Source organism: Streptomyces sp. R44 (assembly GCF_041053105.1).
Lineage (GTDB): Bacteria > Actinomycetota > Actinomycetes > Streptomycetales > Streptomycetaceae > Streptomyces.
Genome location: NZ_CP163444.1, coordinates 6,894,346 through 6,921,104, shown reverse-complemented (window position 1 = coordinate 6,921,104; position 26,759 = coordinate 6,894,346). Strand labels below are relative to the sequence as shown.

Sequence of the window (26,759 nt, the reverse complement as noted above, 5' to 3'; positions counted from 1 at the left end):
GGGAACATGTGTTCTATTCTGAGCGAACGGCCGAGTCAGAGCCACCGAGGAGGCGTCCATGCGCTGGGACAATCTGGGCGACACCCCCGCCGCCCCCGCCGACATCGCCCTGTTCGGCACGGACGCGGTCACCACCCGCACCTTCGACACCCCCGAGTTCCGGGGCATCACCTTCCACGAGGTCCGGGCCCGCTCGATCCTGAACCGGGTGCCCGGCGCCTCCCGGATGCCGTTCGAGTGGACGGTCAACCCGTACCGGGGCTGCACGCACGCGTGTGTGTACTGCTTCGCCCGCAAGACCCACAGCTATCTCGACCTCGACACCGGACTCGGCTTCGACTCCCAGATCGTCGTCAAGATCAACGCCCCGGAGCTGCTCGCCCGGCAGCTGGCCTCCGCGCGCTGGCAGGGCGCGCACATCGCCATGGGCACCAATGTCGACTGCTACCAGCGCGCCGAGGGCCGCTACCGGCTGATGCCGGGCATCCTCACGGCGCTGCGGGACCGGGCGAACCCCTTCTCGATCCTCACGAAGGGCACCCTGATCCTCCGCGACCTGGAGCTCCTCACCGAGGCCGCCCGGGTCACCGAGGTCGGCATCTCCGTCTCCGTCGGCTTCACCGACCAGGAGCTCTGGCGGACGATCGAGCCCGGCACCCCCTCGCCGCAGCGGCGCCTCGACGTCGTCCGCACCCTCGGTGAGCACGGCATCGACTGCGGGGTCCTGATGGCTCCCGTGGTGCCCTTCCTCGGCGACCGGCCCGAGCAGCTGCGCGCGACGGTCCGCGCGATCGCCGAGGCCGGCGCGAGCTCGGTCACCCCGCTCGTCCTGCACCTGCGGCCGGGCGCCCGGGAGTGGTTCATGGCCTGGCTTCGCCGCCACCACCCGGGCCTGGTGCGGCGGTACGAGCGGATGTACGCGGACGGGGCCTACGCGCCGACCTGGTACCAGCGCCGGATCACCCGTCAGGTGCACGAGCTGGCCGCCGAGTTCGGCATCGGACCCGCCCACCGGGGAGCGGCGCGCCGCATCCCCGTACCGGAGGAACCGTCCCTGGCGGCGGCCCCCGAGCAGCTCACCCTGCTCTGAGGGTTCTTCCGATCGTCGGACCGGTCACCTGACACGCCGTCGGATCCGCCTCCGTTCGGGTCAACTCTCGGCGAAACAGGTCCCCTCCGCGCCGGTTCGGGACACAAACGCCCTATGACCCCACGCGCAGGAATGCTGATCGCCGCTGGAGCGCTGGTCGCCGGGACGGTCACCGTCCTGCCCGCCGCCCCCGCGGGCGCCGGTGAACCGACCCCCCGACCGCTCCCCCCGCTCGCCTGGACGGACTGCGCCACGAAGGCGTACCCCAGGCTCCAGTGCGCCACCCTGAAGGTGCCGCTCAACCACGACGACCCGGCCGGACGGAAGGTCACCCTCGCCCTCACCCGGGTCCCGCACACCGCGAAGACCTTCCAGGGCCCGCTGCTCGTGAACCCGGGCGGGCCCGGCGGCAGCGGGCGCGGCATGGCCGGGTACGTGGCGGCCTCGCTGCCCCCGAAGGTGGCCGCCGAGTACGACGTGATCGGCTTCGACCCGCGCGGGGTCGGCAAGAGCGAGCCCGCGCTCGACTGCAAGCCCGGCCACTTCGCGCCCGTGCGGGCGGACTCGGTGCCGAACGGGGCCGCGGCCGAGCGGGCGGCGATCGAGCGGGCGCAGTCCTTCGCCGAGGCCTGCGGCAAGAAGTACGCGGACGTGCTGCCGTACATCGACACCGTGAGCACCGCCCGCGACCTGGACGCGATCCGCAACGCGCTCGGCGCACCGAAGATCAACTACCTCGGCTACTCGTACGGCACCTACCTGGGCTCGGTGTACGCGCGCCTGTACCCGGACCGGGTGCGGCGGATGGCGCTCGACTCCGTCGTGAACCCGCACGGCGTCTGGTACGAGGACAACATCGCGCAGGACTACGCCTTCGACAGCCGACACAAGGACTTCATGGCCTGGGTGGCCCGGCAGAACGCCGTGTACAAGCTGGGCACCGACCCGGCGGCGGTCGAGGCCGCCTGGTACCGGATGCGGGACGCGCTGCGCGAGACGCCGGCCGGCGGCAAGGTCGGGCCCGGCGAGCTGGAGGACACCTTCCTGCCGGGCGGGTACTACAACGGCTACTGGCCCCGCCTCGCGAGCGCCTTCGCGGCGTACGTCAACGACGCGGACCCGGCGCCGCTGAAGGAGGCGTACGAGCGGTACGGGGAGGCCGACGCGGCCGCCGACAACGGCTACTCGGTCTACACGAGCGTGCAGTGCCGGGACGCGGGCTGGCCCCGCGACTGGAACGTGTGGCGCAAGGACAGCTGGGACGTGCACGCGAAGGCGCCGTTCTCCACCTGGAACAACGCCTGGTACAACGCGCCCTGCGCCTTCTGGCCGGTGGAGTCCCTGACCCCGCCGGACGTCACCAACGACCAGGTGCCGCCGGTCCTCATCCTCCAGGCCACGGACGACGCGGCCACGCCGTACGAGGGCGGGGCGGCCCTGCACCGGCTGATCCGCGGCTCCAGCCTCGTCGTCGAGGAGGGCGGCGGGAACCACGGGGTGACCCTCGGCGGGAACGACTGCCTCGACGAGCACCTGGCCGCCTACCTCGCCACGGGCAAGGTCCCGCGCGGCGAGGGCGATGCCGAGGTGGACGCGGTCTGCGCCGCGCTCCCCGAGCCCGAGCCGGAGCCCGTGACCGCGGCCGCGCCGGCGACCCCGGAGAAGTCCGGCAAGCGGGCCGGCGCCGTACGCGCGGAACCGGCGGGCGTCGCCCTCCACGGCCTCCTGGGCCACGTCCGCTGACGGCCTTCCGGGCCCCCACGGTGCCCGCGCCCCGCAAGGGGTGGCGGGCACTGTCAGTGGTGTGCGCGAGGATGTGGGGCATGACGAGCCACCTCACCCACGTGCCCGCCCCCGACGGCCTCGCACCCAGCCCCCAGTACAGCCACGTCGTGTGGGGCACGGGGCGGTTCGTGGCGATCTCCGGACAGTGCGCCCTCGACGCCTCCGGGGCGGTCGTCGGGGAGGGCGACGCGGTGGCCCAGGCCCACCAGGTCTTCGCCAACCTGGAGCGCTGCCTCGCGGCGGCCGGCGCGGGCTTCGGGGACGTCGTGAAGCTGACGTACTTCGTCACGGACGTGGCCCACCTCCCGGCGGTACGGGACGCCCGGGACGCCCACTTCGCGGGCGCGCCCCTGCCGGCGAGCTCGGCGGTCCAGGTCTCCGCCCTCGTCCGCCCGGAACTCCTCGTGGAGATCGAGGCCTTCGCGCTGATACCGGAGCAGGCCGCGGCAGCGGGCGAGACCGGGGCGGAGCTCCGTCTGCTACGTTGACGCGCATGTTCCTCTTCCGTGCGTAGGAGTCGGCGATCCGACGACCGTGCCCAGCCGGGCCCGGTGTCCCGCCGTCCCCGCACGCCCAGGCGCCGCAGGCCCACGCCCGGTGCCCTCTTCGAGGAACTCCGTCATGTCCGCGACCTCCCCTGTCCACTCCCCCGCGCCCACGTACGCGGCGGTGCTGAGGACCCCGCACGCCCGCCGCACCTTCGGGGCGGCTCTCCTGGGGCGGCTGTCGTACGGCACCGCCCCGCTCTCCCTGATCCTCTCCGTCACGGGCAGTACCGGTTCGTACGCCGCGGCCGGCACGGTCATGGCCGCGTTCGGGCTGACCGGTGTCGTGCTGTCGCCCGCGCGGGCGGCCCTGATCGACCGCTTCGGGCCGCGCCGGGCTCTGATACCGCTGGCCACCGCGTACGCCCTGCTGCTCGTCGCGCTCGCGGTGGCGACGGCCCGGCCGGCGACGCCGGCCCTCGCCCTGATGGTCCTGGCCTGCGGCGCGGGAGCCCTGACCCCGCCGCTCGGCCCGGTGACGCGGGCGCTGCTGAGCGGGATGCTGACCGACCGGGACCTGCTGCGGCGCGCGTACAGCCTGGACACGGTGGCGGAGGAACTCCTCTTCGTCACGGGCCCGTTGCTGGTGGGACTGCTCGTGGGGTACGCGTCGGCGCCGGCCGGGCTCGTGGTGAGCGCCGGGCTGATCCTGACCGGCACGCTCGCGCTCGTCACCTCGCCGGCGGTGCGGGGCGGGACCGGGGAGCGGGAGCCCGGGACGCCGGAGAAGGCGGCGGGCCGGGCTGGCATGCCGAGTGCCGGGGTGCTCAGGGCGGCGGGCGTGTCGGCCGCGGTCGGCGCGTGTCTGGGCGCCGTCGAACTCCTCGTGATCGCGTTCGCCGACGCACACCACCGCCCCGGGGCGGTGGCGTGGGCGATGGCGGCCCTGTCGGCGGGCAGCGCCGTCGGCGGGCTGGTGTACGGCGCCGTGCCGTGGCGGGTGTCCACCGCCGTACGGCTGTCGGCCCTGGCCCTCGGACTCGGTGCGGTCCTCGGGGTGGCGGGGCTCTCCCCGCATCCGTACGCGCTGGTCGGCTGGATGGCGCTCGGCGGTCTGTTCCTGGCGCCGGCGATCACGAGCGCCTATCTCCTCGCCGACGAGTCCGTGGACGCGGGGCGGCGCACCCGCGCCGGGGCCTGGGTCAACACCTCTTTCAACGCCGGCACCACGGGGGCGACGGCCGGTGCGGGATTCCTGGTGGGCAGTCTGCCGCTGCCCGTGTGCTTCGCGCTCGCCGCGGTCCCGCCGGTCCTCGCGGCGGTCGGCACCCTGCGCCCGGCCGGGACGCGCCCCGGCTCGACGTCAGCCGGCCGGGTCGAGCCGGGTCAGTGACCGCTGGGCCTCGGCGCCCAGCCGGGGGTGCGGGAGCGCCGCCTCCAACGCCGGGCGGGCGCGGGGGTCGCCGAGGGCGCCGAGGCCCTCGACGCAGGCGAGGCCGACGCGCCAGTGGGGGTCGTCGGCCCGAAGCCGCCGTCCGAGGACGGTGATCAGGGCCGGGACGGACTCGGGCGCGCTGAGCTCGGCGAGCAGCCGGACCGGCAGCAGGGCGTAGGCGATCCGGAGTTCGTTGGTGGCGAGGGCGGCCGCCGCGCGCGCGGTGCGCGGGTCGCCCAGCCGGACCAGGGCGTGGGCGGCGGTGACACAGCGCTCCGGGTCGCGGTGGTTGAGGAGGAGGACGAGGGCCTCGAAGGCGCGCGGGTCGCCCGCGACGCCGAGGACGTAGGCGGCGATCTCCCGGGCCCAGAGCGGCTGTCCGGGCGCGGTGAGGACGCGGTGCAGTTCCTCGCGATCCTCCGTCGCGGCGAGTTCCGTGAATGCCGCCGGGACTTCTCCGGTCTCATTCTCGATCTCGTCCCGCAATCGATCGATCATCGAGCAGAATTCCGGGTCCTCGGAGATTTCCATGAATCCGACCCTATCCGCGATCCAGATCACACTTTCCCAACTTCCCGGGACTGGCGCGCTCGTTACCGGCCGGTTAGTCTCAGGTGAGCGGGCACCACCCGCACTTCGCACGACGGCCTGGTGACGCAGCCGTTGTGTTCGCTTGTCGGTTCGGCAGTTTCGACGTGACTCCGGGACAGAGTCCGTCGCTCCTTTTCCCAGGGCACGGCCCTCTTTTTCCGGGCATCGCCCTCGCTCTTTCCCGCGCCCCTTTCGTGCGCGCACTGCCCTCAGTCGTCACTCTTCCTCTGGAGTCCCCTGATGGACACCCCTCTCTCCACCATCGCCGTCGTCGGTCTCGGCACCATGGGCGCGGGCATCGCCGACGTCCTCGCCCGGGCCGGCCGCGAGGTCATCGGCATCGACATCAGCGACACCGCCGCAGCCCAGGCCGTCGCGGCCCTGGAGGCCTCCACCGCCCGTGCGGTGGCCCGCGAGCGGATCACCGAGGAGGAGCGGCAGGACGTCCTGGCCCGCTTCCGTACCTTCTCCGACCTCCAGGCGGCCGCCGAGGCGGACCTCGTGATCGAGGTCGTGCCCGAGTCGTACGAGGCGAAGCAGGAGGTCTTCCGGGCCCTGGACGGGATCGTCCGGCCCGACGCGATCCTGGCCACCGGCACGAACGCCCTCTCCGTGACCCGGCTCGCCGCCGACTCGGCGCACCCCGAGCGGGTCCTGGGCCTGCACTTCTTCGCGCCGGTCCAGGCCATGAAGCTGGTCGAGGTCGTCTCCTCCGTGCTGACCGACCCGCGCGCCGTGGACGCCGTGACGCGCCTCGCGCAGGACCTCGGCAAGGAGCCGGTCGCGGTCGGCGACCGGGCCGGTTTCATCGCGGACGGGCTGCTCTTCGGCTACCTGAACCAGGCCGCCGCCATGTACGAGGCCAAGTACGCCTCCCGCGAGGACATCGACGCGGCGATGAAGCTGGGCTGCGGCCTGCCGATGGGCCCGCTGGCGCTGCTCGACCTGATCGGCGTCGACACGGCCCGTACGGTCCTGGAGGCCATGTACGCGGCCTCGCACGACCGGCTGCACGCCCCCGCCCCGATCCTCAAGCAGCTCAGCGAGGCCGGGCTGACCGGCCGCAAGGCGGGCCGCGGCTTCTACACGTACGAGGCGCCGGGCTCCGGCGAGGTCGTGCGCGACGCGCTGACCCCGCTCACCTCCGCCGGCGCCGGCGCCGGCCGCGAGGTCCGTTCGGTCGGCGTCGCCGGCTCGGGCACGATGGCCTCCGGCATCGCCGAGGTCTTCGCCAAGGCCGGGTACGCGGTCGTGCTCGCCGCCCGCTCCCAGGAGAAGGCGGACACGGCCAAGGCGCGGATCGCCAAGTCCCTGGCCCGCTCCGTCGACAAGGGCCGGATGACGGGCGAGGCCCGCGACGAGACGCTGGCCCTGATCACCGCGGCCGGCTCGCTCGACGCCTTCGCCGAGGTCGACCTGGCCGTCGAGGCGGTCGCCGAGGACCTGGAGATCAAGCAGGAGCTGTTCGCGCGGCTCGACAAGATCTGCAAGCCGGGCGCCGTGCTCGCCACCACGACCTCCTCGCTGCCGGTCATCGCCTGCGCCCGGGCCACCACGCGCCCGCAGGACGTCATCGGGATGCACTTCTTCAACCCGGCCCCGGCGATGAAGCTGGTCGAGATCGTCCGTACGGTCCTGACCGGCGACGACGTCCACGCCACCGTCCGCGAGGTCACCTCGAAGATCAGGAAGCACCCGGTGGACTGCGGCGACCGCGCCGGCTTCATCGTGAACGCGCTGCTCTTCCCGTACCTGAACAACGCGATCAAGATGGTCCAGGAGCACTACGCCACCCTGGACGACATCGACGCCGCGATGAAGCTGGGCGGCGGCTACCCGATGGGCCCGTTCGAGCTGCTCGACGTGGTCGGCCTGGACGTCTCGCTCGCGATCGAGCAGGTGCTGCACCGCGAGTTCCGCGACCCGGGCCTGGCCCCCGCGCCGCTCCTGGAGCACCTGGTGGCGGCGGGCTGCCTCGGCCGCAAGACGGGTCGCGGCTTCCGCGAATATGCCCGACGCTGAGCCCCGCACCGCCGGCTGGGGCGGTCTGCTGAGTCCCCCGGGCACCGTCGGTGACCCGGGGGTCTCCCCGCCCCCACCTGGGCACACTCCCACTCCGATGCAGTACGTTCGGACCATGCCCAAGGCCGCGAAGACACCCCGTGCCACGTCCCCGTCCGATGCTCCGGAGAGCACGGCGGGCACTCGTGCCGCCGCGCAGCGGCTCAAGATGCGCCGGGAGCTCGCCGCCGCGGCGATGGAGCTCTTCGCGACCAAGGGGTACGAGGCGACGACCGTCGACGAGATCGCGGCCACGGCCGGGGTCGCGCGGCGGACGTTCTTCCGGCACTTCCGGTCCAAGGAAGAGGCGATCTTCCCGGACCACGACGACACCCTCGTACGGGCGGAGGCGGTGCTGAACGCCGCCCCGCCGCACGAGCACCCGCTCGACACGGTGTGCCGGGGCATCAAGGAAGTCATGAAGATGTACGCGGGGTCCCCCGCGGTCTCCGTGGAGCGCTACCGGCTCACCCGTGAGGTGCCGACGCTGCGGGAGCGGGAGATCGCCTCGGTGGCCCGCTACGAGCGTCTCTTCACCCGCTATCTGCTCGGGCACTTCGACGAGCGGGACCACCACGACGGCAACGACGACCCGCTGCTCGCCGAGGTGGCCGCGTCGGCGGTCGTCACCGCCCACAACCATGTGCTGCGCCGCTGGCTGCGGGCGGGCGGCGAGGGCGATGTGGAGGCCCAGCTCGACCACGCCTTCGCGATCGTCCGGGAGACCTTCGGCACCGGCATAGGTGCCCGCCCGGCGCCCGCCGGGAGCACCACCGCCCCCGTACCGGCCGAGCCGGCGCCGGAGCAGCCGGTCGCCGCGACCGCGTCCACGACGGGCGACGTCGTGGTCGCCGTGGCCCGTACGGACGCTCCGCTGGACGAGGTCATGCGGACCATCCAGCAGGCGCTCACCAAGTCCTGAGCCCCGCCCCCGACACCTTCCCGACCTTCCAGCGAGAGGGCCGCCCCCGGATTCCGGGGGCGGCCCTCTTCGCGTTCCCGCAGCTCACCGGCCATTTCGATCGATCATCGCTCATCCGTGACGGGCAGATTGCATCTGAGTGAAATTGTTGGCACGCAGTGCCTTGTCAGGTGACACGGCGTGCCATACGTTGATGTTGTCCGGGCGGCCGGCGAGCAGAGATCACCTCGTTCGCCGGCTGTCCCCACAAGCCGACGGCTCGTGCGCCCGGACGCCTGCGTCACAGGCACCCTCGCGCTCCACCACACAGCGCCGCCACCGCACCACCCAGCCGAACCGACGGCACACCTCCACAGCAGCACTTCCCCGCCGTAACCCCCAGGCGTCCCTCCCTCAGGACGCTCACCGCCGGAGGCAACCCGTGAAGGAAATCCTGGACGCGATCCAGTCGCCGGACTCCACGTCCGCCGACTTCGCGAACATCAAGCTCCCCGAGTCGTACCGGGCCGTCACCGTCCACAAGGACGAGGCGGAGATGTTCGCCGGGGTCGCCAGTCGCGACAAGGACCCCCGCAAGTCGCTCCACCTCGACGACGTCGCGCTCCCCGAGCTCGGCCCGGGCGAGGCCCTCGTTGCCGTCATGGCGAGCTCCGTCAACTACAACTCGGTCTGGACCTCGATCTTCGAGCCCGTCTCGACCTTCGGCTTCCTGGAGCGCTACGGGCGCCTCTCCGAGCTCACCAAGCGCCACGACCTGCCGTACCACGTCATCGGCTCCGACCTCGCGGGCGTCGTCCTGCGCACCGGCCCGGGCGTCAACTCCTGGAAGCCCGGCGACGAGGTCGTCGCGCACTGCCTCTCGGTCGAGCTGGAGTCCTCGGACGGCCACAACGACACGATGCTCGACCCCGAGCAGCGCATCTGGGGCTTCGAGACCAACTTCGGCGGCCTCGCCGAGGTCGCCCTCGTCAAGTCCAACCAGCTGATGCCGAAGCCCGGCCACCTGAGCTGGGAGGAGGCGGCGGCCCCCGGCCTCGTCAACTCCACCGCCTACCGCCAGCTGGTCTCCAACAACGGCGCCGGCATGAAGCAGGGCGACAACGTCCTCATCTGGGGCGCGAGCGGCGGACTCGGCTCGTACGCCACGCAGTTCGCCCTGGCCGGCGGCGCCAACCCGATCTGTGTCGTCTCCTCCCCCGAGAAGGCCGACATCTGCCGGTCGATGGGCGCCGAGGCGGTCATCGACCGCAACGCCGAGGGCTACAAGTTCTGGAAGGACGAGAACACCCAGGACCCGCGCGAGTGGAAGCGCTTCGGCTCCAAGATCCGTGAGCTGACCGGCGGCGAGGACATCGACATCGTCTTCGAGCACCCGGGCCGCGAGACCTTCGGCGCCTCCGTGTACGTCACCCGCAAGGGCGGCACCATCACCACCTGCGCCTCGACCTCGGGCTACATGCACCAGTACGACAACCGCTACCTGTGGATGTCGCTGAAGCGGATCATCGGCTCGCACTTCGCCAACTACCGCGAGGCGTGGGAGGCCAACCGCCTGATCGCCAAGGGCAAGATCCACCCCACCCTGTCGAAGGTCTACTCCCTGGAGGAGACCGGCCAGGCCGCCTACGACGTCCACCGCAACCTGCACCAGGGCAAGGTCGGCGTCCTCGCCCTCGCCCCGCAGGAGGGCCTGGGCGTCAGCAACCCGGAGCTCCGGGCCCAGCACATCGACGCCATCAACCGCTTCCGGAACATCTGAGGTCCCGAAGATGACAGAGCGCCAGAAGGACCGGCCGTGGCTCATGCGGACGTACGCCGGTCACTCGACCGCCGAGGCGTCCAACGAGCTGTACCGGCGCAACCTCGCCAAGGGTCAGACCGGCCTCTCGGTCGCGTTCGACCTGCCGACGCAGACCGGGTACGACCCCGACCACATCCTCGCCCGCGGCGAGGTAGGCCGGGTCGGCGTCCCCGTCTCGCACCTCGGTGACATGCGCCGGCTGTTCCAGGACATCCCCCTGGAGCAGATGAACACCTCGATGACCATCAACGCCACCGCCATGTGGCTGCTGGCGCTCTACCAGGTGGCCGCCGAGGAGCAGGGTGCTGACATCACCCAGCTCCAGGGCACCACCCAGAACGACATCGTGAAGGAGTACCTGTCGCGCGGGACGCACGTCTTCCCGCCCGGCCCCTCGCTCCGCCTCACGACGGACATGATCGCGTACACGGTCAACCACATCCCGAAGTGGAACCCGATCAACATCTGCAGCTACCACCTGCAGGAGGCCGGGGCCACGCCGGTCCAGGAGATCTCGTACGCGATGGCCACCGCGATCGCCGTCCTCGACTCCGTCCGCGACTCGGGCCAGGTGCCCGAGGAGCGGTTCGGCGAGGTCGTCGCCCGCATCTCCTTCTTCGTGAACGCGGGCGTCCGCTTCATCGAGGAGATGTGCAAGATGCGCGCCTTCGGCCGCATCTGGGACAAGATCACCCTTGAGCGGTACGGCATCGAGAACGCCAAGCAGCGCCGGTTCCGCTACGGCGTCCAGGTCAACTCGCTCGGCCTGACCGAGGCCCAGCCGGAGAACAACGTCCAGCGGATCGTCCTGGAGATGCTGGCCGTCACCCTCTCCAAGGACGCCCGCGCGCGTGCCGTGCAGCTCCCGGCCTGGAACGAGGCCCTCGGCCTCCCCCGGCCCTGGGACCAGCAGTGGTCGCTCCGCATCCAGCAGGTCCTCGCCCACGAGTCCGACCTGCTGGAGTACGACGACATCTTCGCCGGCTCGCACGTCATCGAGGCCAAGGTGGACGCCCTGGTCGAGGAGTGCCTGGCCGAGATCGACCGGATCCAGGAGATGGGCGGCGCGATGGCGGCCGTCGAGTCCGGCTACCTCAAGTCGCAGCTGGTCTCCTCGCACGCCGAGCGGCGCGCCCGGATCGAGGCCGGCGAGGACAAGATCGTCGGCGTCAACATCTTCCAGTCGACCGAGGAGAACCCCCTCACGGCCGACCTGGACACCGCGATCATGACGGTGGACCCCGCGGTCGAGGCCCGGGTCGTCGGCTCGATGAAGACCTGGCGCGACAACCGCTACCAGCCGCCGTTCAACCACCCGCGGCCCTGCAAGGCCCTGGAGCGCCTCAAGGAGGCCGCCAAGGGCACGGAGAACCTCATGGAGGCCACCCTGGAGTGCGCCCGCGCCGGGGTCACCACCGGCGAGTGGGCCGGGGCCCTGCGCGAGGTGTTCGGCGAGTTCCGCGCCCCGACGGGCGTCTCCTCCGCACCGGTGGCCGTGACGGCCGAGGCGGGCACGCCGCTCGCCCTGGTCCGCGACAAGGTGGCCCGGACGGCCGAGGACCTGAACGTCGGGCGGCTGCGGCTGCTCGTCGGCAAGCCGGGCCTGGACGGGCACTCCAACGGGGCCGAGCAGATCGCCGTACGCGCGCGTGACGCCGGTTTCGAGGTGGTCTACCAGGGCATCCGGCTGACCCCCGAGCAGATCGTCGACGCCGCCCTGGCGGAGGACGTGCACTGCGTGGGGCTGTCCATCCTCTCCGGCTCGCACTCCGCGCTGGTCCCCGACGTCCTCGACCGCCTCCGCGAGGCGGGCGCGACGGACATCCCGGTCATCGTCGGCGGGATCATCCCGAACGCCGACGCCGCAGAACTGAAGCGCGCGGGTGTCGCCGCCGTCTTCACACCGAAGGACTTCGGTATCACGGAGATCATCGGCCGTATCGTCGACGAGATCCGCCAAGCGAACAAGCTCAGCCCCCTGGAAAGTACGGAGGTCCTCGCATGACCAGCCCTGTGAACCGGCTCCGCCCCCGCCGCTCGTGCCTCGCGGTCCCCGGCTCCAACCCGCGCTTCCTGGAGAAGGCCCAGGGCCTCGCGGCCGACCAGGTCTTCCTGGACCTGGAGGACGCGTGCGCCCCGCTGGCCAAGCCCGAGGCCCGGCACACCATCGTGAAGTTCCTGAACGAGGGCGACTGGACCGGCAAGACCCGTGTGGTCCGCGTCAACGACTGGACGACCCACTGGACCTACCGCGACGTCGTCACGGTCGTCGAGGGCGCCGGCCAGAACCTCGACTGCATCATGCTGCCGAAGGTCCAGGACGCCCAGCAGATCGTCGCCCTCGACCTGCTGCTCACCCAGATCGAGAAGACCATGGGCTTCGAGGTCGGCAAGATCGGCATCGAGGCGCAGATCGAGAACGCCCAGGGCCTGACCAACGTCAACGCCATCGCGCAGGCCTCCCAGCGCGTCGAGACGATCATCTTCGGCCCGGCCGACTTCATGGCCTCCATCAACATGAAGTCCCTCGTCGTCGGCGAGCAGCCGCCCGGCTACCCGGCCGACGCGTACCACCACATCCTGATGAGCATCCTGATGGCGGCCCGCGCCCACAACCTCCAGGCGATCGACGGCCCCTACCTGCAGATCCGCAACCAGGAGGGCTACAAGGCGGTCGCGCAGCGCGCCGCGGCCCTGGGCTTCGACGGCAAGTGGGTGCTGCACCCGGACCAGGTCGCCGCCGCGAACGAGATCTTCTCGCCCTCGCAGGAGGACTACGACCACGCCGAGCTGATCCTCGACGCGTACGACTACTACACCTCCGAGGCCGGCGGGAAGAAGGGCTCCGCGATGCTCGGCGACGAGATGATCGACGAGGCCTCCCGCAAGATGGCCCTGGTCATCTCCGGCAAGGGCCGCGCCGCCGGCATGCAGCGCACCAGCAAGTTCGAGATCCCGGAGGCCTGAGTCCGATGCAGTTCGGCCGTACCTACGAAGAGTTCGAAGTCGGTGCCGTCTACAAGCACTGGCCCGGAAAGACGGTCACCGAGTACGACGACCACCTCTTCTGTCTGCTCACCATGAACCACCATCCGCTGCACATGGATGTGAATTACGCCGAGAACACGACGGACTTCGGCAAGAACGTCGTCGTCGGCAATTACATCTACTCGCTGCTGCTCGGCATGTCCGTGCCGGACGTCTCCGGCAAGGCCATCGCCAACCTGGAGATCGAGTCGCTGCGGCACGTGGCGCCGACCTTCCACGGCGACACGATCTACGGCGAGACGACGGTCCTCGACAAGACCCCGTCGAAGTCGAAGAACGACCGCGGCATCGTCTACGTCGAGACCAAGGGCTACAAGCAGGACGGCACCCTCGTGTGCGTCTTCCGCCGCAAGGTGATGGTCCCCACCGAGACGTACATCAAGGAGCGCGGCGGCGAGCAGCCCGGCCGCCCCGAGCTCAAGGAACAGGGGAAGTAGTCATGGCGCGACTCGCCCAGACCCACGGTCTGACCGATGTCCAGCAGGAGATCCTCGCCACGGTCCGGGACTTCGTCGACAAGGAGATCATCCCGGTCGCGACGGAGCTGGAGCACCGCGACGAGTACCCGCAGCAGATCGTCGACGGGCTCAAGGAGCTCGGCGTCTTCGGCCTGATGATCCCCGAGGAGTACGGGGGCCTGGGCGAGTCGCTGCTCACCTACGCGCTGTGCGTGGAGGAGATCGCCCGCGGCTGGATGTCGGTCTCCGGCATCATCAACACGCACTTCATCGTGGCGTACATGCTCAAGCAGCACGGCACCCAGGAGCAGAAGGAGTACTTCCTTCCGCGGATGGCGGCCGGCGAGACGCGCGGCGCCTTCTCGATGTCGGAGCCGGGCCTCGGCTCGGACGTGTCGGCGATCACGTCGAAGGCGGTCAAGGACGGCGACGAGTACGTCCTGAACGGCCAGAAGATGTGGCTGACGAACGGCGGCACGTCAACGCTGGTGGCCGTTCTCGTCCGAAGTGACGAAGGACACCCGGAGGGCACGGCCCCCCACAAGTCGATGACGACCTTCCTCGTCGAGAAGGAGCCCGGCTTCGGAGAGGTCCGCCCCGGCCTCACGATCCCCGGGAAGATCGACAAGATGGGTTACAAGGGCGTCGACACGACCGAACTCATCATGGACGGACTGCGCATTCCGGCCAATCGCGTGCTCGGCGGGGTCACCGGCCGAGGGTTTTACCAAATGATGGACGGCGTCGAGGTCGGCCGCGTGAACGTGGCGGCCCGTGGTTGCGGTGTCGCGCAGCGTGCTTTCGAACTGGGTGTCTCTTATGCCCAGCAACGTCACACTTTCGGCAAGGCGATCGCCCAGCACCAGGCGATTCAGTTCAAGCTGGCCGAGATGGCTACCAAGGTCGAGGCCGCCCATGCCATGATGGTGAACGCAGCACGCAAAAAGGACTCTGGGGAACGAAACGACCTCGAAGCAGGGATGGCGAAGTACCTCGCCTCCGAATACTGCAAGGAGGTCGTCGAGGACGCCTTCCGCATCCATGGCGGGTACGGCTTCTCCAAGGAGTACGAGATCGAGCGTCTCTACCGTGAGGCGCCGATGCTGCTCATCGGTGAAGGTACCGCCGAGATCCAGAAAATGATCATTGGTCGTCGGCTCCTGGAGGAGTACCGATTCCAGGGCTGATTGTCGCTTTTGAGTCGGTTCGGCCGCGAAGAAGATCACACCCTGTGTTCGTCTTCCGGCCGTCGACTCGGTTCCTGGCTTGCCCAGTTGCGCCCCGCAACCGATAGCATCGCCGGAAAGCCGCCGTCCCCCGTTGCCAGTGCGGCATCATCCGCTACGAAGGTCATCCATGCCCGACAGTCGAACCTCTGCACATCGCGACAGCCTCAAGGGCACGCGCATCGCACGCGGAGCATCGCCGTGGCTTCTGCCGACCGTCGCCACCGCGGCACTCAGCCTCGCGCGCTCCCGCAAGTCGAGGCGAGCCGCGGCCATCGCCGTGCCGACCACCGCTCTCGCGGCCGGCATGCTGTGGTTCTTCCGCGACCCCGAGCGTGAGATCGCTCAGGGCCGGGTCATCTCCCCCGCCGACGGTGTGGTGCAGAGCATCATGCCGTGGAAGGACGGACGCACCCGGGTCGCCATCTTCATGAGCCCGCTGAACGTCCACGTCAACCGCGCGCCGCTGGCCGGCACGGTGACGTCCGTGGAGCACGTGCCCGGTGGGTTCGTCCCGGCGTTCAACAAGGAGAGCGAGAACAACGAGCGCGTTGTCTGGCACTTCGACACCGAGCTCGGCGACATCGAGATGGTCCAGATCGCGGGTGCCGTCGCCCGGCGGATCGTGCCGTACATCCCGCAGGGGACGAAGGTCGAGCAGGGTGACCGTATCGGTCTGATCCGCTTCGGCTCGCGCGTCGACATCTACCTCCCCGAGGGTGTCGAGGTCGCGGTCGAGGTCGGCCAGGCCACCACAGCGGGGGTGACTCGCATTGACCGTGATTGATCCCGACACACGGGCCGCCGACTGGGTCGCCGACGCCGAGGCGGAGGCGGCCGAAGAGGCCGAGGAGATGCCGCTGTCGCTGAGGCTGTCCATAGCGGACGCCCTCACGCTCGGTAACGCCACGTGCGGCTTCATGGCGGTGTACTTCACCACCACCGGCATCCTCATCCCGCACCTCACCGGCAGCAGCGAGACCGGCATGGCGCGCAACAGCGCCGCCACCGCCGTGATCCTGATGCTGGCCGCGGCGATCTTCGACCTCTTCGACGGCATCGTGGCGCGCAAGCTCCGCAGCTCGCCGATGGGCGCCGAGCTCGACAACCTGTCGGACCTGATCAGCTTCGGTCTGGCCCCGGCCTACTTCGTGCTCGTGTACGGCATGGTCGCGGACGACGCGCAGCAGAAGGTCTCGGCGGTCGCCGCGATCGTGGTGCTGCTCGCGGTGGTCCTGCGGCTGGCCCGCTTCTCCTGCGTGACGATGAAGGACGGCATGTTCCAGGGCATGCCGAGCCCCTTCGGCGCGCTGACGGTCGTCTCGATCGTGCTCCTGGAGCTGCCCTTCATCCCGACGCTGCTCGCGATCATCGGAGTGGCGTGGCTGATGGTCAGCCGGGTCGAGTACCCGAAGCCGCGGGGTGTCCTCGCGGTGGCGATGCTCAGCTGGATCGTCGGCGCGATGGCGATGCTGGCGGCCTGGGCGTTCGACGCCCCGGGCGGGGCGTTCCTGCTCCAGACCGGCTGCGCGCTGCAGGTCGTGATGGGCGCCGTGATCCCCCTCTTCGCGACGGCCCGTCGGGTGAACACCTTCCGCGGCAACCGGCGCGAGAGCCGGGAGGCGCGGGCGGCGCAGCTGCCGTAGCGGACGGAAGTCGTACGAAAGGGCCCGGGAGGCGATTCGCCTCCCGGGCCCTTTCGCATGCCCTGGGCCTGATCCGAAGGACAGGCCCTAGCCGAGGCGCTTGTAGTACAGCGTGGTGGGGCGGAGGGTGCCGGACGGGTCGGCGGCGAAGTCCGGGATCGTCCCGGCGGCGGTCCAGCCCGCGCCCCGGTAGAGGCGCTCGGCCGGGCTGTCGGTCTGGGTGTCCAGGACCAGCAGACGGAGGCCCGTGGCGGCGGCGTGGGCCTCGGCCGTGGCGAGCAGCCGGCGCCCGAGGCCCCGGCCGCGGGCGGAGCGGTGGACGAGGAGCCGGGCGATCTCGCCGCGGTGCCGGCCGTTGGCCGTCCCGGCGCGGACGAGGGTGACGACGCCGGTGAGCCGCCCGTCGGGCCCGTGGGCGGCCCAGACGTCCCGCACGCCCTCAGCGGCCTCCTCGGCAACGCGGGACCACCAGGCGGCCGCCTCGGCCGTGTCCAGGGGCGCCAGGAAGCCGACGGAGGCCCCGCCGTCCACGGCGTCCACGAGGAGCGCGGCGAGTCCGGCGGGGGCGTGGGTCCGTACGGCGTCGGGGGTGAGGTGCTCGATGCCGTCGAGCCGCCGCTCCAGGCAGAGCAGGTCCGGGCGGTCGTCCCAGGGAGCGACCGTCTCGAAGCCGAGGCTCCGGTAGAGGGCGAGCGGCTCCTCCCGCCAGTTCCAGACGGTGAGGCGTACCGCGGACACGCCGGAGTCCGCGGCCCGGCGCAGCGCCTCCGCCATGAGGGCCTTCGCGACGCCCTTCCTGCGGGCCTCCGGCGCGACCCAGAGCCGCTTGATCTCGGGCGCGCGGCCCTCGCGGGGCGCCTTGAGGACGACGCATCCGGCCGGCTCGTCCGCGCCGGGCGGGGTCGCGAGCAGGACCGTGTCGGCGGCGAACGCGGCGGCCGGGTCCTCGGCCTCGACGCGGTATACGGCCGGGAGCTCGGCGACCGACTCCACGGCCGTCCCCTTCTCGGCTTGGTTCACAAGGTGGTAGGCGCCGAGCAGGTCGGGGAGGCGGGGGTGGGAGCGGTTCTCCTCGATACGTGCAGCAGTCATGGGCCGAGCTTCACATCACCGTGTTTCGCCAAGATGACGAAACCTGTGCCCACCGCCGTGTGGCGCCCGCGCCGGGCGGGGCGGTGCCTGGGCACCCCCGTGTGGCGCCCGCGCCCACGCTGGGCGGTGCCCCGGCCCACCCCCGTGTGGGCAATCGTCCCGCTGGGGCGATGGGGGTCCCCCCTGCTCGAGCGAAGCCGAGAGCTTGGGGGAGGGTGGGCACACGGGACGGCGCGCATCAGCGGCGCCTCCGCGTTCCGCGCCCTGACCCGCACCCCGAGCGACGGCGCACACGTGGGCGGGTTCAGGCGCGGAAGCCTCTGGCGCCGGCATCGGCGCCGTCCGTTGTGCCCACCCGTTCCGCCTCAGCGGAACGATTGCCCACAACGGCGGAAGCGCGCCCACAACACCTACGACAGGAAGTCGCTCGCGATGTTCGACGCCACTTCTTCGAGCAGCGGGCCCGCGTTCGCGATGCACTTCGCCGTGTCCGGCTCCAGCGCCGTCAGCGGGTACGCCCGGCGGATGCCGGCCGCGCCCAGGGCCTCCGGCGGCAGGGCGAGGCGGCCGCAGACCGCGACGACCTCCTTGCCGGCGGCACGGGCGGCGGCGGCGACGCCGGCCGGGGCCTTGCCGTGGAGGGTCTGCTCGTCGAGGGAGCCCTCACCGGTGATGACGAGGGTGGCCCGCTCCAGCGCGGGGGCGAAGCCGAGGACCTCCAGCATCAGCTCGATGCCGGGCCGGAAGCTCGCGCCGAGGATCAGCGCGCCGTATCCGATGCCGCCCGCCCCGCCCGCGCCGGGCGCGACGGCGGCCTCGGCGGCCTTGGGGCCGATGGCCTTCTCCAGGACGGTGGCGAAGTGGGCGAGGGCCGCGTCGAGGGTGCGGACGTCGTCCGGGGTGGCGCCCTTCTGCGGTCCGTAGACGGCGGGGGCGCCCTTCGGGCCGGTCAGCGGGTTGTCGACGTCGCTCGCGAGGATCAGGTCGACGGAGGCGAAGCGGGGGTCGAGGCCGCTGAGGTCGGCCGTGGCGAGGTCGGCGAGCGGCGCGCCGCCGGGGCCGACGGGCTCGCCGGACGCGTCGAGGAAGCGGGCGCCGAGCGCGGCGAGCATGCCGGAGCCGCCGTCGGTGGTGGCGCTGCCGCCGACGCCGAAGACGAGGGTGGTCGCACCGGCGTCGAGGGCGGCGCGGAGCAGCTCTCCGGAGCCGTACGTGGTCGCCGTCAGGGGGGCGAACACGCCGGGCGGGAGCAGCTGGAGGCCCGAGGCCTCGGCCATCTCGACGACCGCGGTGGTGCCGCGCAGCGCGAACGCCGCGGTGACCGGCTCGCCGAGCGGGCCCGTCACGCGGACCTCGCGCCGCTCGAAGCCGGCCGCGACGGCCGCCGCGACGGTGCCGTCGCCGCCGTCGGCCACGGGCAGTGTCTCCACCGTGAGCTCGGGGACGACCCGTCGCAGTCCTGCTGTGACCCGCTCCGCGACCTGTACGGCCGTGAGCGAGCCCTTGAACTTGTCGGCTGCCACGAGAACGTGTGCGGCCTGAGTTGCTGCCCCGTCCGTCACCTTGCATCCCTTGCTTTCGAACGTGCAGTCGCGCCGAGGGGGAGCCTATCCGTACCGCCAGACGGCGTGCCACCCCCTGATAAGGCGATATTCCGCACCATAGTGGGGTCACATGAGTACGGAAAAGATCGTTCCGGACGGCACGAGGGACGGCACGACGGACGGCAGGCCCGACGGCGCGGTCATCGGGATCGGGGTCGCTGCCGTCGTCGCGGTCGTCGGCTGGGCGGCGCTGGGCGAGGACTCCTTCGACAGGGCGTCCTCCTCCGCCCTGGCCTGGGTGTTGTCGAACTTCGCCTGGCTGTTCGTGGTCGCCGCGGACACCTTCCTGGTGCTGTGCGTGGTGATCGCGGTGAGCCGTTTCGGTCGGATCAGGCTGGGCGCGGACGACTCGGAGCCGGAGTTCACGAACCTGGCCTGGATCGCGATGATGTTCAGCGCCGGGATGGGCATCGGTTTGATGTTCTACGGGGTCGGGGAGCCGCTGACGCACTTCCTGAGCCCTCCGCCGGCGACCGGGGTCCCGGCGGGGACGGGAGCGGCGGCCCGGACGGCCCTGGAGTACTCGTTCTTCCACTGGACGCTGACCCCGTGGGCGATCTACGGCATCGCGGGTCTCGCGCTGGCGTACGCGGGCTTCCGCAAGGGCCGGGGGAACCGGCTGAGCTCCGCCTTCGTGCCGCTGATGGGGGCGCGCCGGGCGGCGTCCTGGCCGGGGAAGGCGATCGACCTGCTCGCGGTGTTCGCGACGGTGTTCGGCACGGCGACGAGCCTGGGGCTCGGCGCGCTGCAGGTCGCCGAGGGGCTGAATCTGACGATGGACGTGAAGAACTCCACGGCGACGCAGCTGATCATCATCGTGGCGCTGTCGGGCGCTTTCGTGCTGTCGGCGTTCTCCGGGCTGAACAAGGGCGTGAAGTGGCTGTCCACGCTGAACATCGTCCTCGCCGCCTGCCTGATGCTCTTCGTGTTCCTGCTCGGCCCGACCGTCTACATCCTGGACACCGTTCCGGCCTCCGTCGGGGGCTATCTGCACGAGCTGCTGCCGATGGCGAGCCGTACGGGCGCGTTCACCGACCGCGACTGGCTGGGCGCGTGGACGATCTTCTACTGGGCGTGGTGGCTGTCATGGGCGCCGTTTGTCGGCACCTTCATCGCCCGGATCTCGCGCGGCCGGACGATCCGCGAGTTCCTGGTGGGGGTGCTGCTGGTGCCGTCGGGGGCGACGGTGGTGTGGTTCTGCGTGATGGGCGGGACCGCGATCCGGCTGGAGTCGACGGGTGCGGCGGACCTGGCGACGGCGGTGAAGGACGGCGCCGAGGCCTCGCTGTTCGCGATGCTGGAGGCGCTGCCGGCCGGGACGGTGACCTCGGTCGTCGCGATGCTCCTGGTGATGACGTACTTCGTCACGAGCGCGGACTCGGCCTCCCTGGTGATGGGTTCGCTGACGAGCCGCGGCTCGCTCAACCCGCCGACCTGGCTCGTGGTGACCTGGGGCGTCCTGATGGCGGCCGTGGCGGCGGTGCTGCTCGTGGCGGGCGGTCTGACCTCGCTGCAGACGGCGACGATCCTGGTGGCGCTGCCGTTCGTGGTGGTGATGCTGGTGCTGTGCTTCGCGCTTCTGAAGGAGCTGCGGGAGGACCCGGGGGCGGGCCCGGCCCGGCACCACGCGCTGCACGGGCTGCGGGACGCGGTGCGGACCCTGGTCGGCGAGGCGATGACGGAGCGGGGCGGCGAGCCCCGCCACGACCGGCCCCGGGAGACGGCGAAGGCCGGCACCGGCGTGGAGCCGCCCGACGGCGAGGGCTGACGTTCGGCGCGCGTCCGGCCGCCGGGTTCGGTACACCGGAGGTATGGGGTTCACGGACGGGGAGCTCGGTGACCGGATCCTGGGCGGCTGGACGGGCCGGATCGCCGGGAACATGCTCGGCAAGCCCGTGGAGCGCGGCGACCACTGGACCCGGGAGCACATCGACGCGTATCTGCGGCTGACCGGGGCGCTCCCGCTGACGGACTACCTCCCTCCCCCGCCGCCGGGGGCGGAGGGCTTCGAGCTGCGGCCGGAGTGGGAGCGGTGCGTGCGGGGCGGGATCGACGGGAGCTGCCGGGACGACGACGTGGACTGGTCGGTCCTGGGGCTGCACCTCCTGGAGACGTACGGCTTCGCGTTCACCACGGAGCAGGTCGGTGAGGAGTGGCTGCTGCGGGTGCCGTACCTGCAGACGTTCACGGCGGAGCGGGTCGCCTACCGGAACCTCGCCGACGGGCTGCGGCCGCCGCTGACCGCCACGTACGACAATCCGTACCAGGACTGGATCGGGGCGCTGATCCGGGCCGACGTGTACGGCTGGACCTGCCCGGGCGATCCGCGCCGGGCCGCCTCGCTGGCCCGCCGGGACGCGGTCCTCTCGCACACCGGGAACGGCGTGTACGGGGCGATGTGGGCGGCGGCGCTGATCGCGGCGGCCTTCACCGCCCCGGACATCCGGTCGGCGCTGGAGACCAGCCTGGAGCGGGTGCCGGCGAGCAGCCGGCTCGCCCGGACCGTGCGGGGAGCGATCGCGCTGTACGAGTCGGGGCTCGGGTGGTCGGATGCGCTCACCGAGCTCGCGGAGCGGACGGCGGGCCTCGGCTGGATCCACACCGTCCCGAACGCGGCGGTGCTGACCGCCGGACTCCTTTACGGGGAGGGGGACTTCACCCGCACGATCGCGCTGACCGTCCGCGGCGGCCTGGACACCGACTCCAACGGGGCGACGGCGGGCTCGGTGGCCGGGGTCCGCTGCGGCGCGGCCGCGATCCCGCCGCAGTGGTCCGAGCCGCTGCGGGACCGGGTGCGCAGCGCCGTCTTCGGCTTCGACGGCGTCCGCATCAGCGAACTGGCGGAGCGGACGCTGCGGTTGGCGGAGCGGGAGAAGTGAGGGACGGCTTGGGCTCCGCGTTCCCTCCGGCACGTCAGCCCTGCGGGGGCTCCGGTGGGACGATCTCGCCGGTGCGCTGCGGTTCGTCGCGGCTGACGGCCCGTGCCTCGGTGCGGTGGCCGCGGGCGATGTAGTCGCGGACGACCGCCTCGACGGCGTCCTGGGGGTTGCCGATGCCGGCCAGAACCATGACTTCCACGACGAGTTCGGCGTCGAGACCGATGTTCACCTTGGCCATGGCGGGAACCTAACACCGGGAAACCCGCTCGCGGGAGCGGTTCGGCGGTGCCTAGGGTCGTCGCATGACGATGGTCGCGATCTTCACCGGTGCCGGCATCTCCACCGACTCGGGCATCCCCGACTACCGGGGTCCGAACGGCGTGTGGCGGCAGGACCCCGGGGCCGAGCGGCTCGTCACGTACGGGCCGTACATGGCCGACCCGGACATCCGCCGGCGCTCGTGGCGGATGCGGCTCGACGGCCCGGTCCTGGGCGCCGAGCCGAACGTGGCGCACCGTGCGATCGCCGCCTACGAACGGACGAGCGGCAACCCGCTGCGGGTGATCACGCAGAACGTGGACGGTCTGCACCAGGCCGCCGGGGTGTCCGAGCGGAAGGTCCTCGAACTCCACGGCTCGGCGCGGTCGGTGGTGTGCACGGCCTGCCACGCGCGGTCGACGATGGCGGACGCGCTCGACCGGGTGCGGGCCGGTGAGGACGACCCGGCGTGCCGGGCGTGCGGCGGGATCCTGAAGTCCGCGACGGTGATGTTCGGACAGCGGCTCGATCCGGTGGTGCTCGGCACGGCCATGTCGATCGCCAAGGCCACCGAGGTGTTCGTCGTGGCGGGCAGCAGCCTCCAGGTCCAGCCGGCGGCCTCCCTCGCGGGGATCGCGGCCGAGCACGGCGCCCGGCTGATTATCGTGAACGCCGAAGCCACCCCGTACGATCCCGTCGCCGACGAGGTCGTGCGCGAGCCGATCGGCACGGCGCTGCCCGCGCTGCTCGACCGGCTCCGCTAGAACAGGGCGTCCGGTTCCGCCGTACCCGATTCGAAGGCGAGCAGCCGCTGCTTGCGGTCCAGGCCGCCGCCGTAGCCGGTGAGGCTTCCGCCCGCGCCGATCACCCGGTGGCAGGGGACGATGATGCCGACGGGGTTCTTGCCGTTGGCGAGGCCCACGGCGCGCGAGGCGCCGGGGTTGCCGAGCTCCTCGGCGAGTTCTCCGTACGTGCGGGTCTCCCCGTACGGGATGCGCAGGAGCTGCTCCCAGACGCGCAGCTGGAACGGGGTGCCGACCAGGTTCAACGGCAGTTCGAACTCGGTGAGTTCGCCCGCGAAGTAGGCGTCGAGCTGGCGGATGGTCTCGCCGAAGGGACGCGGGTCGGGCTCGCCGAAGGTCTCCTCGGCCGGGCGGTGGCGCTGGCCGGTCATGTGGAGGCGGCTGAGGACGCCGTCGACGGCGACGAGGGTCAGCGGCTCGTAGGGGCTGTCGACGACGGTGTGCTGGATGACGGGTGGCATGGGACGGGGTCCTTACGGTCCTTACACGGGCAGAAGGTTGATCGGGTGGTCGTCGGTCGCCCAGAGGTACTGGACGGCGTAGGCGCGCCAGGGGCGCCAGCGGGCGGCACCGGCGGTCAGCGCGGCGGGGGTGCCGGGCAGTCCGAGGCCCTCGGCGGCGCGGCGGACGCCGAGGTCGCCGGGGAGGAAGGCGTCGGGGTCGCCGAGGGCCCGCATGGCGATGATCTCGGTGGTCCAGGGGCCGAAGCCGGGCAGGGCGAGCAGCCGGGCGCGGGCCTCCTCGCGGTCGTCGGCGGGGCCGAGCGGGAGCGAGCCGTCGGCGAGGGCCCGGACGAGGGTGAGGAGGGTGGTGCGGCGGCTGCGCGGCAGGGCGAGGCTCTCGGGGTCGAGGGCGGCGAGCGCCTCGGGGCCCGGGAAGAGGTGGGTGAGGCCGCCCTCGGGGTCCTCGATCGGGACGCCGTGCGCGGTGACCAGGCGGGCGGCGTGGGTGCGGGCTGCGGCCGTGGACACCTGCTGGCCGAGGACGGCCCGTACGGCGAACTCGGCGGCGTCGACGGTGCCGGGCACCCGGCGGCCGGGCGCCTTGTCGACGATCGGGGCGAGCAGCGGGTCGGTGCGGAGCTGCTCGTCGACGGCGACGGGGTCGGCGTCGAGGTCGAGGAGCCGGCGGCAGCGGCTGATCGCGTGGGTGAGGTCGCGCGGATCGGTGAGGAAGAGGCGACAGGCGATGTGGTCGGGGCGCGGGGCGAGGGAGACGATGCCGTGTCCGTACGGGAGGCTCAGCGTCCGCCGGTAGGCGCCGTCGCGCCACTCCTCCACGCCGGGGACGGCGGTCGCGGCCAGGTGCCCGAAGAGGTTGGAGGGTTCGAGCGGGGCCCGGAACGGCAGCCGGAGGCTGATGACACCGGGGGTCGCGGTCGCCTGGAGCGGTGACCGGCGGGCGGCGCGGGCGCGGAGCTCGCCGGGGGTGAGGGCGAAGACCTCGCGGACGGTGTCGTTGAAGGTGCGGATGGAGGAGAAGCCGGCGGCGAAGGCGATCTCGCCGAAGGGCATGGGGGTGGTCTCGATCAGCAGCCGGGCGGTCTGGGCGCGCTGGGCGCGGGCGAGGGCGAGGGGTCCGGCGCCGAGTTCGGCGAGGAGCTGGCGTTCGATCTGGCGGGTGGACCAGCCGAGCCGCCGGGCCAGACCGGGGACGCCCTCGCGGTCGACGACACCGTCCTGGATGAGCCGTACGGCGCGGGCGACGGCGTCGGCCCGGACGTTCCACTGGGGTGAGCCGGGGCTGGTGTCGGGCCGGCACCGCTTGCAGGCCCGGTAGCCGGCGCGCTGGCAGGAGGCGGCGCTGGGGTGGAACTCCATGTTCTCCGGCTTGGGCGGGACGGCCGGGCAGCTGGGCCGGCAGTAGATCCGGGTGGTGCGGACGGCGGTGAAGAACACGCCGTCGAAACGGGCCTCCTTCGACTGGACGGCCCGTACGCAGCGCTCGGTGTCGGTGTGCATGGTTCCAGGATCGGGCACGGACGACTCCTGGGCTGGCGAGAAAACGACATGGACGTCCGCCCCCTCCCCGCCCGCGTCGGTCACCGTCCGGTCTCCGTCCGTCCCCGCCCGGTCTCAGACGGTGACGGTCCGGTAGTGGGTGGTCAGCCGGCCGTCCTCGCCGAGGACGTGGAAGGCGAGGGCGGGCGGCAGGCCGAGGTGGACGTGCGGGTGATCGGTCGGGTTCTCCCAGGGGAGGCGCAGGGCCGAGACCACCCCGGGCGCGACGAGCAGCGGACGCCCGGCGAAGGTGGTGGCGGCGGCCGTGTGGGCGTGGCCCGCGAGGAAGGCCGTGAGGTGCGGGTGGCGGTCGGCGAGTTCGGCGAGCCGCTCCTCGCCGAACTGCCGGATCCCGTCCACGTACGGGGTGTGCAGCGGGACCGGCGGGTGGTGGAAGGCGACCAGGACGGGCACCTCCTGCAGGGTGGCCGCCAGCACGCCGTCGAGCCACTCCAGGGTCTCGTCCTCCAGGAGGCCCTGGTGCTCGCCGGGCACCGAGGAGTCGCAGAGGGCGATGACGAAACCCTCGCCGCGGAGCACCTGGTTGACGGGGGCGTCGGGGCGCGCCGTGGTCTCCTCGGTGAGGAGGCCCTTGCGGAAGGCGGCGCGGTCGTCGTGGTTGCCGGGGCAGACGAGCAGCGGATGGCGGGAGGTCAGCAGCTCCCGCGCCACCGCGTACTCGTCCGGGGTCCCGTGGTCGGCGATGTCACCGGTGACGAGGACCGCCGCCAGGTCGTACGGCAGCTCCTCCAGGTACCGCAGGACGGCACGGGTGCGGTCCTGACTGCGCTGCTCGCCGTCGATGTGGACGTCGCTGACGTGGGCGATGACGATCATGCGGCCGTGCCTCCGTGGGTGCGCGCGAACGGGCGTTCACACGACCGTACGGTGATCACGGACGGGCCCGGAAGGGCCGATCCGGGACCGGTGGCCTGCCCGGTCCGGCTACTCGAAGCGGGTGGTGTCCCCAGCGCCGCGGCGGACGACCTCGGGCTCGCCGCTGGAGAAGTCGACGACGGTGGTGGGTTCGGTGCCGCAGTCGCCGGAGTCGAGCACGGCGTCGACCTGGTGGTCGAGCCGCTCCTTGATCTCCCAGCCCTGGGTGAGCGGTTCGGCCTCGTCGGGCAGGAGGAGGGTGCTGGAGAGCAGCGGCTCGCCGAGCTCGGCGAGCAGGGCCTGGGTGACGACGTGGTCGGGGATGCGGACGCCGACGGTCTTCTTCTTGGGGTGGAGGAGCTGGCGCGGCACCTCCTTCGTCGCCGGGAGGATGAAGGTGTACGGGCCGGGCGTGGACGCCTTCACCGCGCGGAAGACGTCGTTGTCGATGTGCACGAGCTGGCCCAGCTGGGCGAAGTTCGCGCACATCAGCGTGAAGTGGTGCCGGTCGTCGAGGTCGCGGATGGCGCGGATGCGGCTGATGCCGTCGCGGCTGCCCAGCCGGGTGCCGAGCGCGTAGCAGGAGTCGGTCGGGTACGCGACGAGCGCCCCGTTCCGGATGGAGTCGGCCACCGCGCCGATGGTGCGGGGCTGGGGGTTGTCGGGGTGCACGTCGAAGTACTTGGCCATGGGGAGCAG

The 26,759-nt window shown here is 71.8% G+C and carries 24 protein-coding genes and 1 pseudogene; 16 read left to right on the top strand and 9 right to left on the bottom strand.

The genetic code is table 11. The annotated features are described in order from the left end of the window. Nucleotides 1–58: 58 nt before the first annotated feature. The 4 genes from AB5J54_RS32325 to AB5J54_RS32310 all read left to right on the top strand — a co-directional run bounded on the left by AB5J54_RS32325 (nucleotide 59) and on the right by AB5J54_RS32310 (nucleotide 4,753). Complete coding sequence (locus tag AB5J54_RS32325) at nucleotides 59–1,090, top strand: Rv2578c family radical SAM protein (RefSeq protein ID WP_369147448.1); 1,032 nt, start codon at nucleotides 59–61, stop codon at nucleotides 1,088–1,090. Between the two features lie 114 nt (nucleotides 1,091–1,204). After that, the gene (locus tag AB5J54_RS32320; protein ID WP_369147447.1) at nucleotides 1,205–2,833 is read left to right on the top strand and encodes an alpha/beta hydrolase; all 1,629 of its coding nucleotides are present in this window, start codon (nucleotides 1,205–1,207) and stop codon (nucleotides 2,831–2,833) included. Nucleotides 2,834–2,913: 80 nt separating this feature from the next. Further along, entirely contained in the window at nucleotides 2,914–3,363 is a 450-nt protein-coding gene (locus AB5J54_RS32315; RefSeq protein ID WP_369147446.1) for a RidA family protein, read from the top strand. Between the two features lie 133 nt (nucleotides 3,364–3,496). Further along, nucleotides 3,497–4,753: an MFS transporter gene (locus AB5J54_RS32310; protein WP_369147445.1), complete on the top strand. Its 1,257-nt coding sequence runs from the start codon at nucleotides 3,497–3,499 to the stop codon at nucleotides 4,751–4,753. Here AB5J54_RS32310 and AB5J54_RS32305 read toward each other — a convergent pair. Then, nucleotides 4,724–5,326 carry a HEAT repeat domain-containing protein gene (locus AB5J54_RS32305; protein ID WP_369147444.1) on the bottom strand — a complete coding sequence of 201 codons (603 nt, stop codon included), beginning with the start codon at nucleotides 5,324–5,326 and terminating at the stop codon, nucleotides 4,724–4,726. The two genes, AB5J54_RS32310 and AB5J54_RS32305, sit on opposite strands and share 30 nt — an antisense overlap. A 300-nt stretch (nucleotides 5,327–5,626) precedes the next feature. Here AB5J54_RS32305 and AB5J54_RS32300 point away from each other — a divergent pair, with 300 nt between their 5' ends. The 9 genes from AB5J54_RS32300 to pssA all read left to right on the top strand — a co-directional run bounded on the left by AB5J54_RS32300 (nucleotide 5,627) and on the right by pssA (nucleotide 16,548). Continuing rightward, a complete protein-coding gene (locus tag AB5J54_RS32300) occupies nucleotides 5,627–7,408 on the top strand; it encodes a 3-hydroxyacyl-CoA dehydrogenase family protein (RefSeq protein ID WP_369147443.1) in 1,782 nt (593 codons plus the stop codon). A 115-nt stretch (nucleotides 7,409–7,523) separates the two neighbouring features. After that, a complete protein-coding gene (locus AB5J54_RS32295) occupies nucleotides 7,524–8,369 on the top strand; it encodes a TetR family transcriptional regulator (protein WP_369147442.1) in 846 nt (281 codons plus the stop codon). Nucleotides 8,370–8,790: 421 nt separating this feature from the next. After that, nucleotides 8,791–10,128: a crotonyl-CoA carboxylase/reductase gene (ccrA, locus tag AB5J54_RS32290; RefSeq protein ID WP_352021999.1), complete on the top strand. Its 1,338-nt coding sequence runs from the start codon at nucleotides 8,791–8,793 to the stop codon at nucleotides 10,126–10,128. Between the two features lie 10 nt (nucleotides 10,129–10,138). Continuing rightward, the gene (locus AB5J54_RS32285; RefSeq protein WP_351190236.1) at nucleotides 10,139–12,175 is read left to right on the top strand and encodes a protein meaA; all 2,037 of its coding nucleotides are present in this window, start codon (nucleotides 10,139–10,141) and stop codon (nucleotides 12,173–12,175) included. Beyond that, nucleotides 12,172–13,137, top strand: a complete 966-nt coding sequence (locus AB5J54_RS32280; RefSeq protein ID WP_369147441.1) for a CoA ester lyase — start codon at nucleotides 12,172–12,174, stop codon at nucleotides 13,135–13,137. Before AB5J54_RS32285 ends, AB5J54_RS32280 begins: the two co-directional genes overlap by 4 nt. 5 nt (nucleotides 13,138–13,142) lie before the next feature. Then, nucleotides 13,143–13,655 carry a MaoC family dehydratase gene (locus AB5J54_RS32275; RefSeq protein ID WP_015656728.1) on the top strand — a complete coding sequence of 171 codons (513 nt, stop codon included), beginning with the start codon at nucleotides 13,143–13,145 and terminating at the stop codon, nucleotides 13,653–13,655. A 2-nt stretch (nucleotides 13,656–13,657) separates the two neighbouring features. Beyond that, nucleotides 13,658–14,863, top strand: a complete 1,206-nt coding sequence (locus AB5J54_RS32270; RefSeq protein WP_017236794.1) for an acyl-CoA dehydrogenase family protein — start codon at nucleotides 13,658–13,660, stop codon at nucleotides 14,861–14,863. Between the two features lie 169 nt (nucleotides 14,864–15,032). Next, nucleotides 15,033–15,689 carry a phosphatidylserine decarboxylase gene (locus tag AB5J54_RS32265; RefSeq protein ID WP_369147440.1) on the top strand — a complete coding sequence of 219 codons (657 nt, stop codon included), beginning with the start codon at nucleotides 15,033–15,035 and terminating at the stop codon, nucleotides 15,687–15,689. After that, the gene (pssA, locus tag AB5J54_RS32260) at nucleotides 15,682–16,548 is read left to right on the top strand and encodes a CDP-diacylglycerol--serine O-phosphatidyltransferase (RefSeq protein WP_351190376.1); all 867 of its coding nucleotides are present in this window, start codon (nucleotides 15,682–15,684) and stop codon (nucleotides 16,546–16,548) included. Before AB5J54_RS32265 ends, pssA begins: the two co-directional genes overlap by 8 nt. 87 nt (nucleotides 16,549–16,635) lie before the next feature. Here pssA and AB5J54_RS32255 read toward each other — a convergent pair whose 3' ends face one another. The 3 genes and pseudogenes from AB5J54_RS32255 to AB5J54_RS32245 form a co-directional block, all read right to left on the bottom strand. Next, nucleotides 16,636–17,151 (bottom strand): GNAT family N-acetyltransferase, encoded by a 516-nt coding sequence (locus tag AB5J54_RS32255; protein WP_369149526.1) that lies wholly within the window; start codon nucleotides 17,149–17,151, stop codon nucleotides 16,636–16,638. 63 nt (nucleotides 17,152–17,214) lie between these two features. Then, a pseudogene (locus AB5J54_RS32250) lies at nucleotides 17,215–17,640 on the bottom strand (GNAT family N-acetyltransferase); the annotation flags it as partial. A 410-nt stretch (nucleotides 17,641–18,050) separates the two neighbouring features. Then, nucleotides 18,051–19,202, bottom strand: coding sequence for a glycerate kinase (locus AB5J54_RS32245; protein ID WP_369147439.1), 1,152 nt, complete (start codon nucleotides 19,200–19,202; stop codon nucleotides 18,051–18,053). A gap of 112 nt (nucleotides 19,203–19,314) precedes the next feature. On the opposite strand from AB5J54_RS32245, the gene AB5J54_RS32240 reads away from it, so the two are divergent. After that, nucleotides 19,315–21,012, top strand: coding sequence for a BCCT family transporter (locus AB5J54_RS32240; RefSeq protein ID WP_369147438.1), 1,698 nt, complete (start codon nucleotides 19,315–19,317; stop codon nucleotides 21,010–21,012). Nucleotides 21,013–21,055: 43 nt separating this feature from the next. Then, a complete protein-coding gene (locus AB5J54_RS32235) occupies nucleotides 21,056–22,123 on the top strand; it encodes an ADP-ribosylglycohydrolase family protein (protein WP_369147437.1) in 1,068 nt (355 codons plus the stop codon). A gap of 34 nt (nucleotides 22,124–22,157) precedes the next feature. Here the strand turns inward: AB5J54_RS32235 and AB5J54_RS32230 are convergent, their stop codons facing one another. Continuing rightward, the gene (locus tag AB5J54_RS32230; RefSeq protein WP_093873280.1) at nucleotides 22,158–22,361 is read right to left on the bottom strand and encodes a type II toxin-antitoxin system VapB family antitoxin; all 204 of its coding nucleotides are present in this window, start codon (nucleotides 22,359–22,361) and stop codon (nucleotides 22,158–22,160) included. A gap of 64 nt (nucleotides 22,362–22,425) precedes the next feature. Here AB5J54_RS32230 and AB5J54_RS32225 point away from each other — a divergent pair, with 64 nt between their 5' ends. Continuing rightward, nucleotides 22,426–23,145, top strand: a complete 720-nt coding sequence (locus AB5J54_RS32225) for an NAD-dependent deacetylase (RefSeq protein ID WP_369147436.1) — start codon at nucleotides 22,426–22,428, stop codon at nucleotides 23,143–23,145. Here the strand turns inward: AB5J54_RS32225 and AB5J54_RS32220 are convergent. The 4 genes from AB5J54_RS32220 to AB5J54_RS32205 form a co-directional block, all read right to left on the bottom strand. Further along, entirely contained in the window at nucleotides 23,142–23,645 is a 504-nt protein-coding gene (locus AB5J54_RS32220) for a methylated-DNA--[protein]-cysteine S-methyltransferase (protein ID WP_369147435.1), read from the bottom strand. The two genes, AB5J54_RS32225 and AB5J54_RS32220, sit on opposite strands and share 4 nt — an antisense overlap. Nucleotides 23,646–23,666: 21 nt before the next feature. Further along, a complete protein-coding gene (locus tag AB5J54_RS32215; protein ID WP_369147434.1) occupies nucleotides 23,667–25,145 on the bottom strand; it encodes an AlkA N-terminal domain-containing protein in 1,479 nt (492 codons plus the stop codon). A gap of 114 nt (nucleotides 25,146–25,259) precedes the next feature. Further along, entirely contained in the window at nucleotides 25,260–26,021 is a 762-nt protein-coding gene (locus AB5J54_RS32210; protein ID WP_369147433.1) for a metallophosphoesterase, read from the bottom strand. Nucleotides 26,022–26,129: 108 nt separating this feature from the next. Continuing rightward, nucleotides 26,130–26,750 carry an L-threonylcarbamoyladenylate synthase gene (locus AB5J54_RS32205; RefSeq protein ID WP_369147431.1) on the bottom strand — a complete coding sequence of 207 codons (621 nt, stop codon included), beginning with the start codon at nucleotides 26,748–26,750 and terminating at the stop codon, nucleotides 26,130–26,132. Nucleotides 26,751–26,759 lie beyond the last annotated feature (9 nt).

Bases quoted from the DNA above. Each gene is read 5' to 3' on its own strand.
- AB5J54_RS32305 (WP_369147444.1), bottom strand. From the start codon at position 5,326: ATGGAAATCTCCGAGGACCCGGAATTCTGCTCGATGATCGATCGATTG.
- AB5J54_RS32265 (WP_369147440.1), top strand. From the start codon at position 15,033: ATGCCCGACAGTCGAACCTCTGCACATCGCGACAGCCTCAAGGGCACG.
- AB5J54_RS32270 (WP_017236794.1), top strand. From the start codon at position 13,658: ATGGCGCGACTCGCCCAGACCCACGGTCTGACCGATGTCCAGCAGGAG.
- AB5J54_RS32230 (WP_093873280.1), bottom strand. From the start codon at position 22,361: ATGGCCAAGGTGAACATCGGTCTCGACGCCGAACTCGTCGTGGAAGTC.
- AB5J54_RS32225 (WP_369147436.1), top strand. From the start codon at position 22,426: ATGACGATGGTCGCGATCTTCACCGGTGCCGGCATCTCCACCGACTCG.
- AB5J54_RS32300 (WP_369147443.1), top strand. From the start codon at position 5,627: ATGGACACCCCTCTCTCCACCATCGCCGTCGTCGGTCTCGGCACCATG.
- AB5J54_RS32325 (WP_369147448.1), top strand. From the start codon at position 59: ATGCGCTGGGACAATCTGGGCGACACCCCCGCCGCCCCCGCCGACATC.
- AB5J54_RS32315 (WP_369147446.1), top strand. From the start codon at position 2,914: ATGACGAGCCACCTCACCCACGTGCCCGCCCCCGACGGCCTCGCACCC.
- AB5J54_RS32295 (WP_369147442.1), top strand. From the start codon at position 7,524: ATGCCCAAGGCCGCGAAGACACCCCGTGCCACGTCCCCGTCCGATGCT.
- AB5J54_RS32220 (WP_369147435.1), bottom strand. From the start codon at position 23,645: ATGCCACCCGTCATCCAGCACACCGTCGTCGACAGCCCCTACGAGCCG.
- AB5J54_RS32215 (WP_369147434.1), bottom strand. From the start codon at position 25,145: ATGCACACCGACACCGAGCGCTGCGTACGGGCCGTCCAGTCGAAGGAG.
- AB5J54_RS32320 (WP_369147447.1), top strand. From the start codon at position 1,205: ATGACCCCACGCGCAGGAATGCTGATCGCCGCTGGAGCGCTGGTCGCC.
- AB5J54_RS32280 (WP_369147441.1), top strand. From the start codon at position 12,172: ATGACCAGCCCTGTGAACCGGCTCCGCCCCCGCCGCTCGTGCCTCGCG.
- AB5J54_RS32210 (WP_369147433.1), bottom strand. From the start codon at position 26,021: ATGATCGTCATCGCCCACGTCAGCGACGTCCACATCGACGGCGAGCAG.
- AB5J54_RS32235 (WP_369147437.1), top strand. From the start codon at position 21,056: ATGGGGTTCACGGACGGGGAGCTCGGTGACCGGATCCTGGGCGGCTGG.
- AB5J54_RS32240 (WP_369147438.1), top strand. From the start codon at position 19,315: ATGAGTACGGAAAAGATCGTTCCGGACGGCACGAGGGACGGCACGACG.
- AB5J54_RS32285 (WP_351190236.1), top strand. From the start codon at position 10,139: ATGACAGAGCGCCAGAAGGACCGGCCGTGGCTCATGCGGACGTACGCC.
- AB5J54_RS32310 (WP_369147445.1), top strand. From the start codon at position 3,497: ATGTCCGCGACCTCCCCTGTCCACTCCCCCGCGCCCACGTACGCGGCG.
- AB5J54_RS32275 (WP_015656728.1), top strand. From the start codon at position 13,143: ATGCAGTTCGGCCGTACCTACGAAGAGTTCGAAGTCGGTGCCGTCTAC.
- AB5J54_RS32205 (WP_369147431.1), bottom strand. From the start codon at position 26,750: ATGGCCAAGTACTTCGACGTGCACCCCGACAACCCCCAGCCCCGCACC.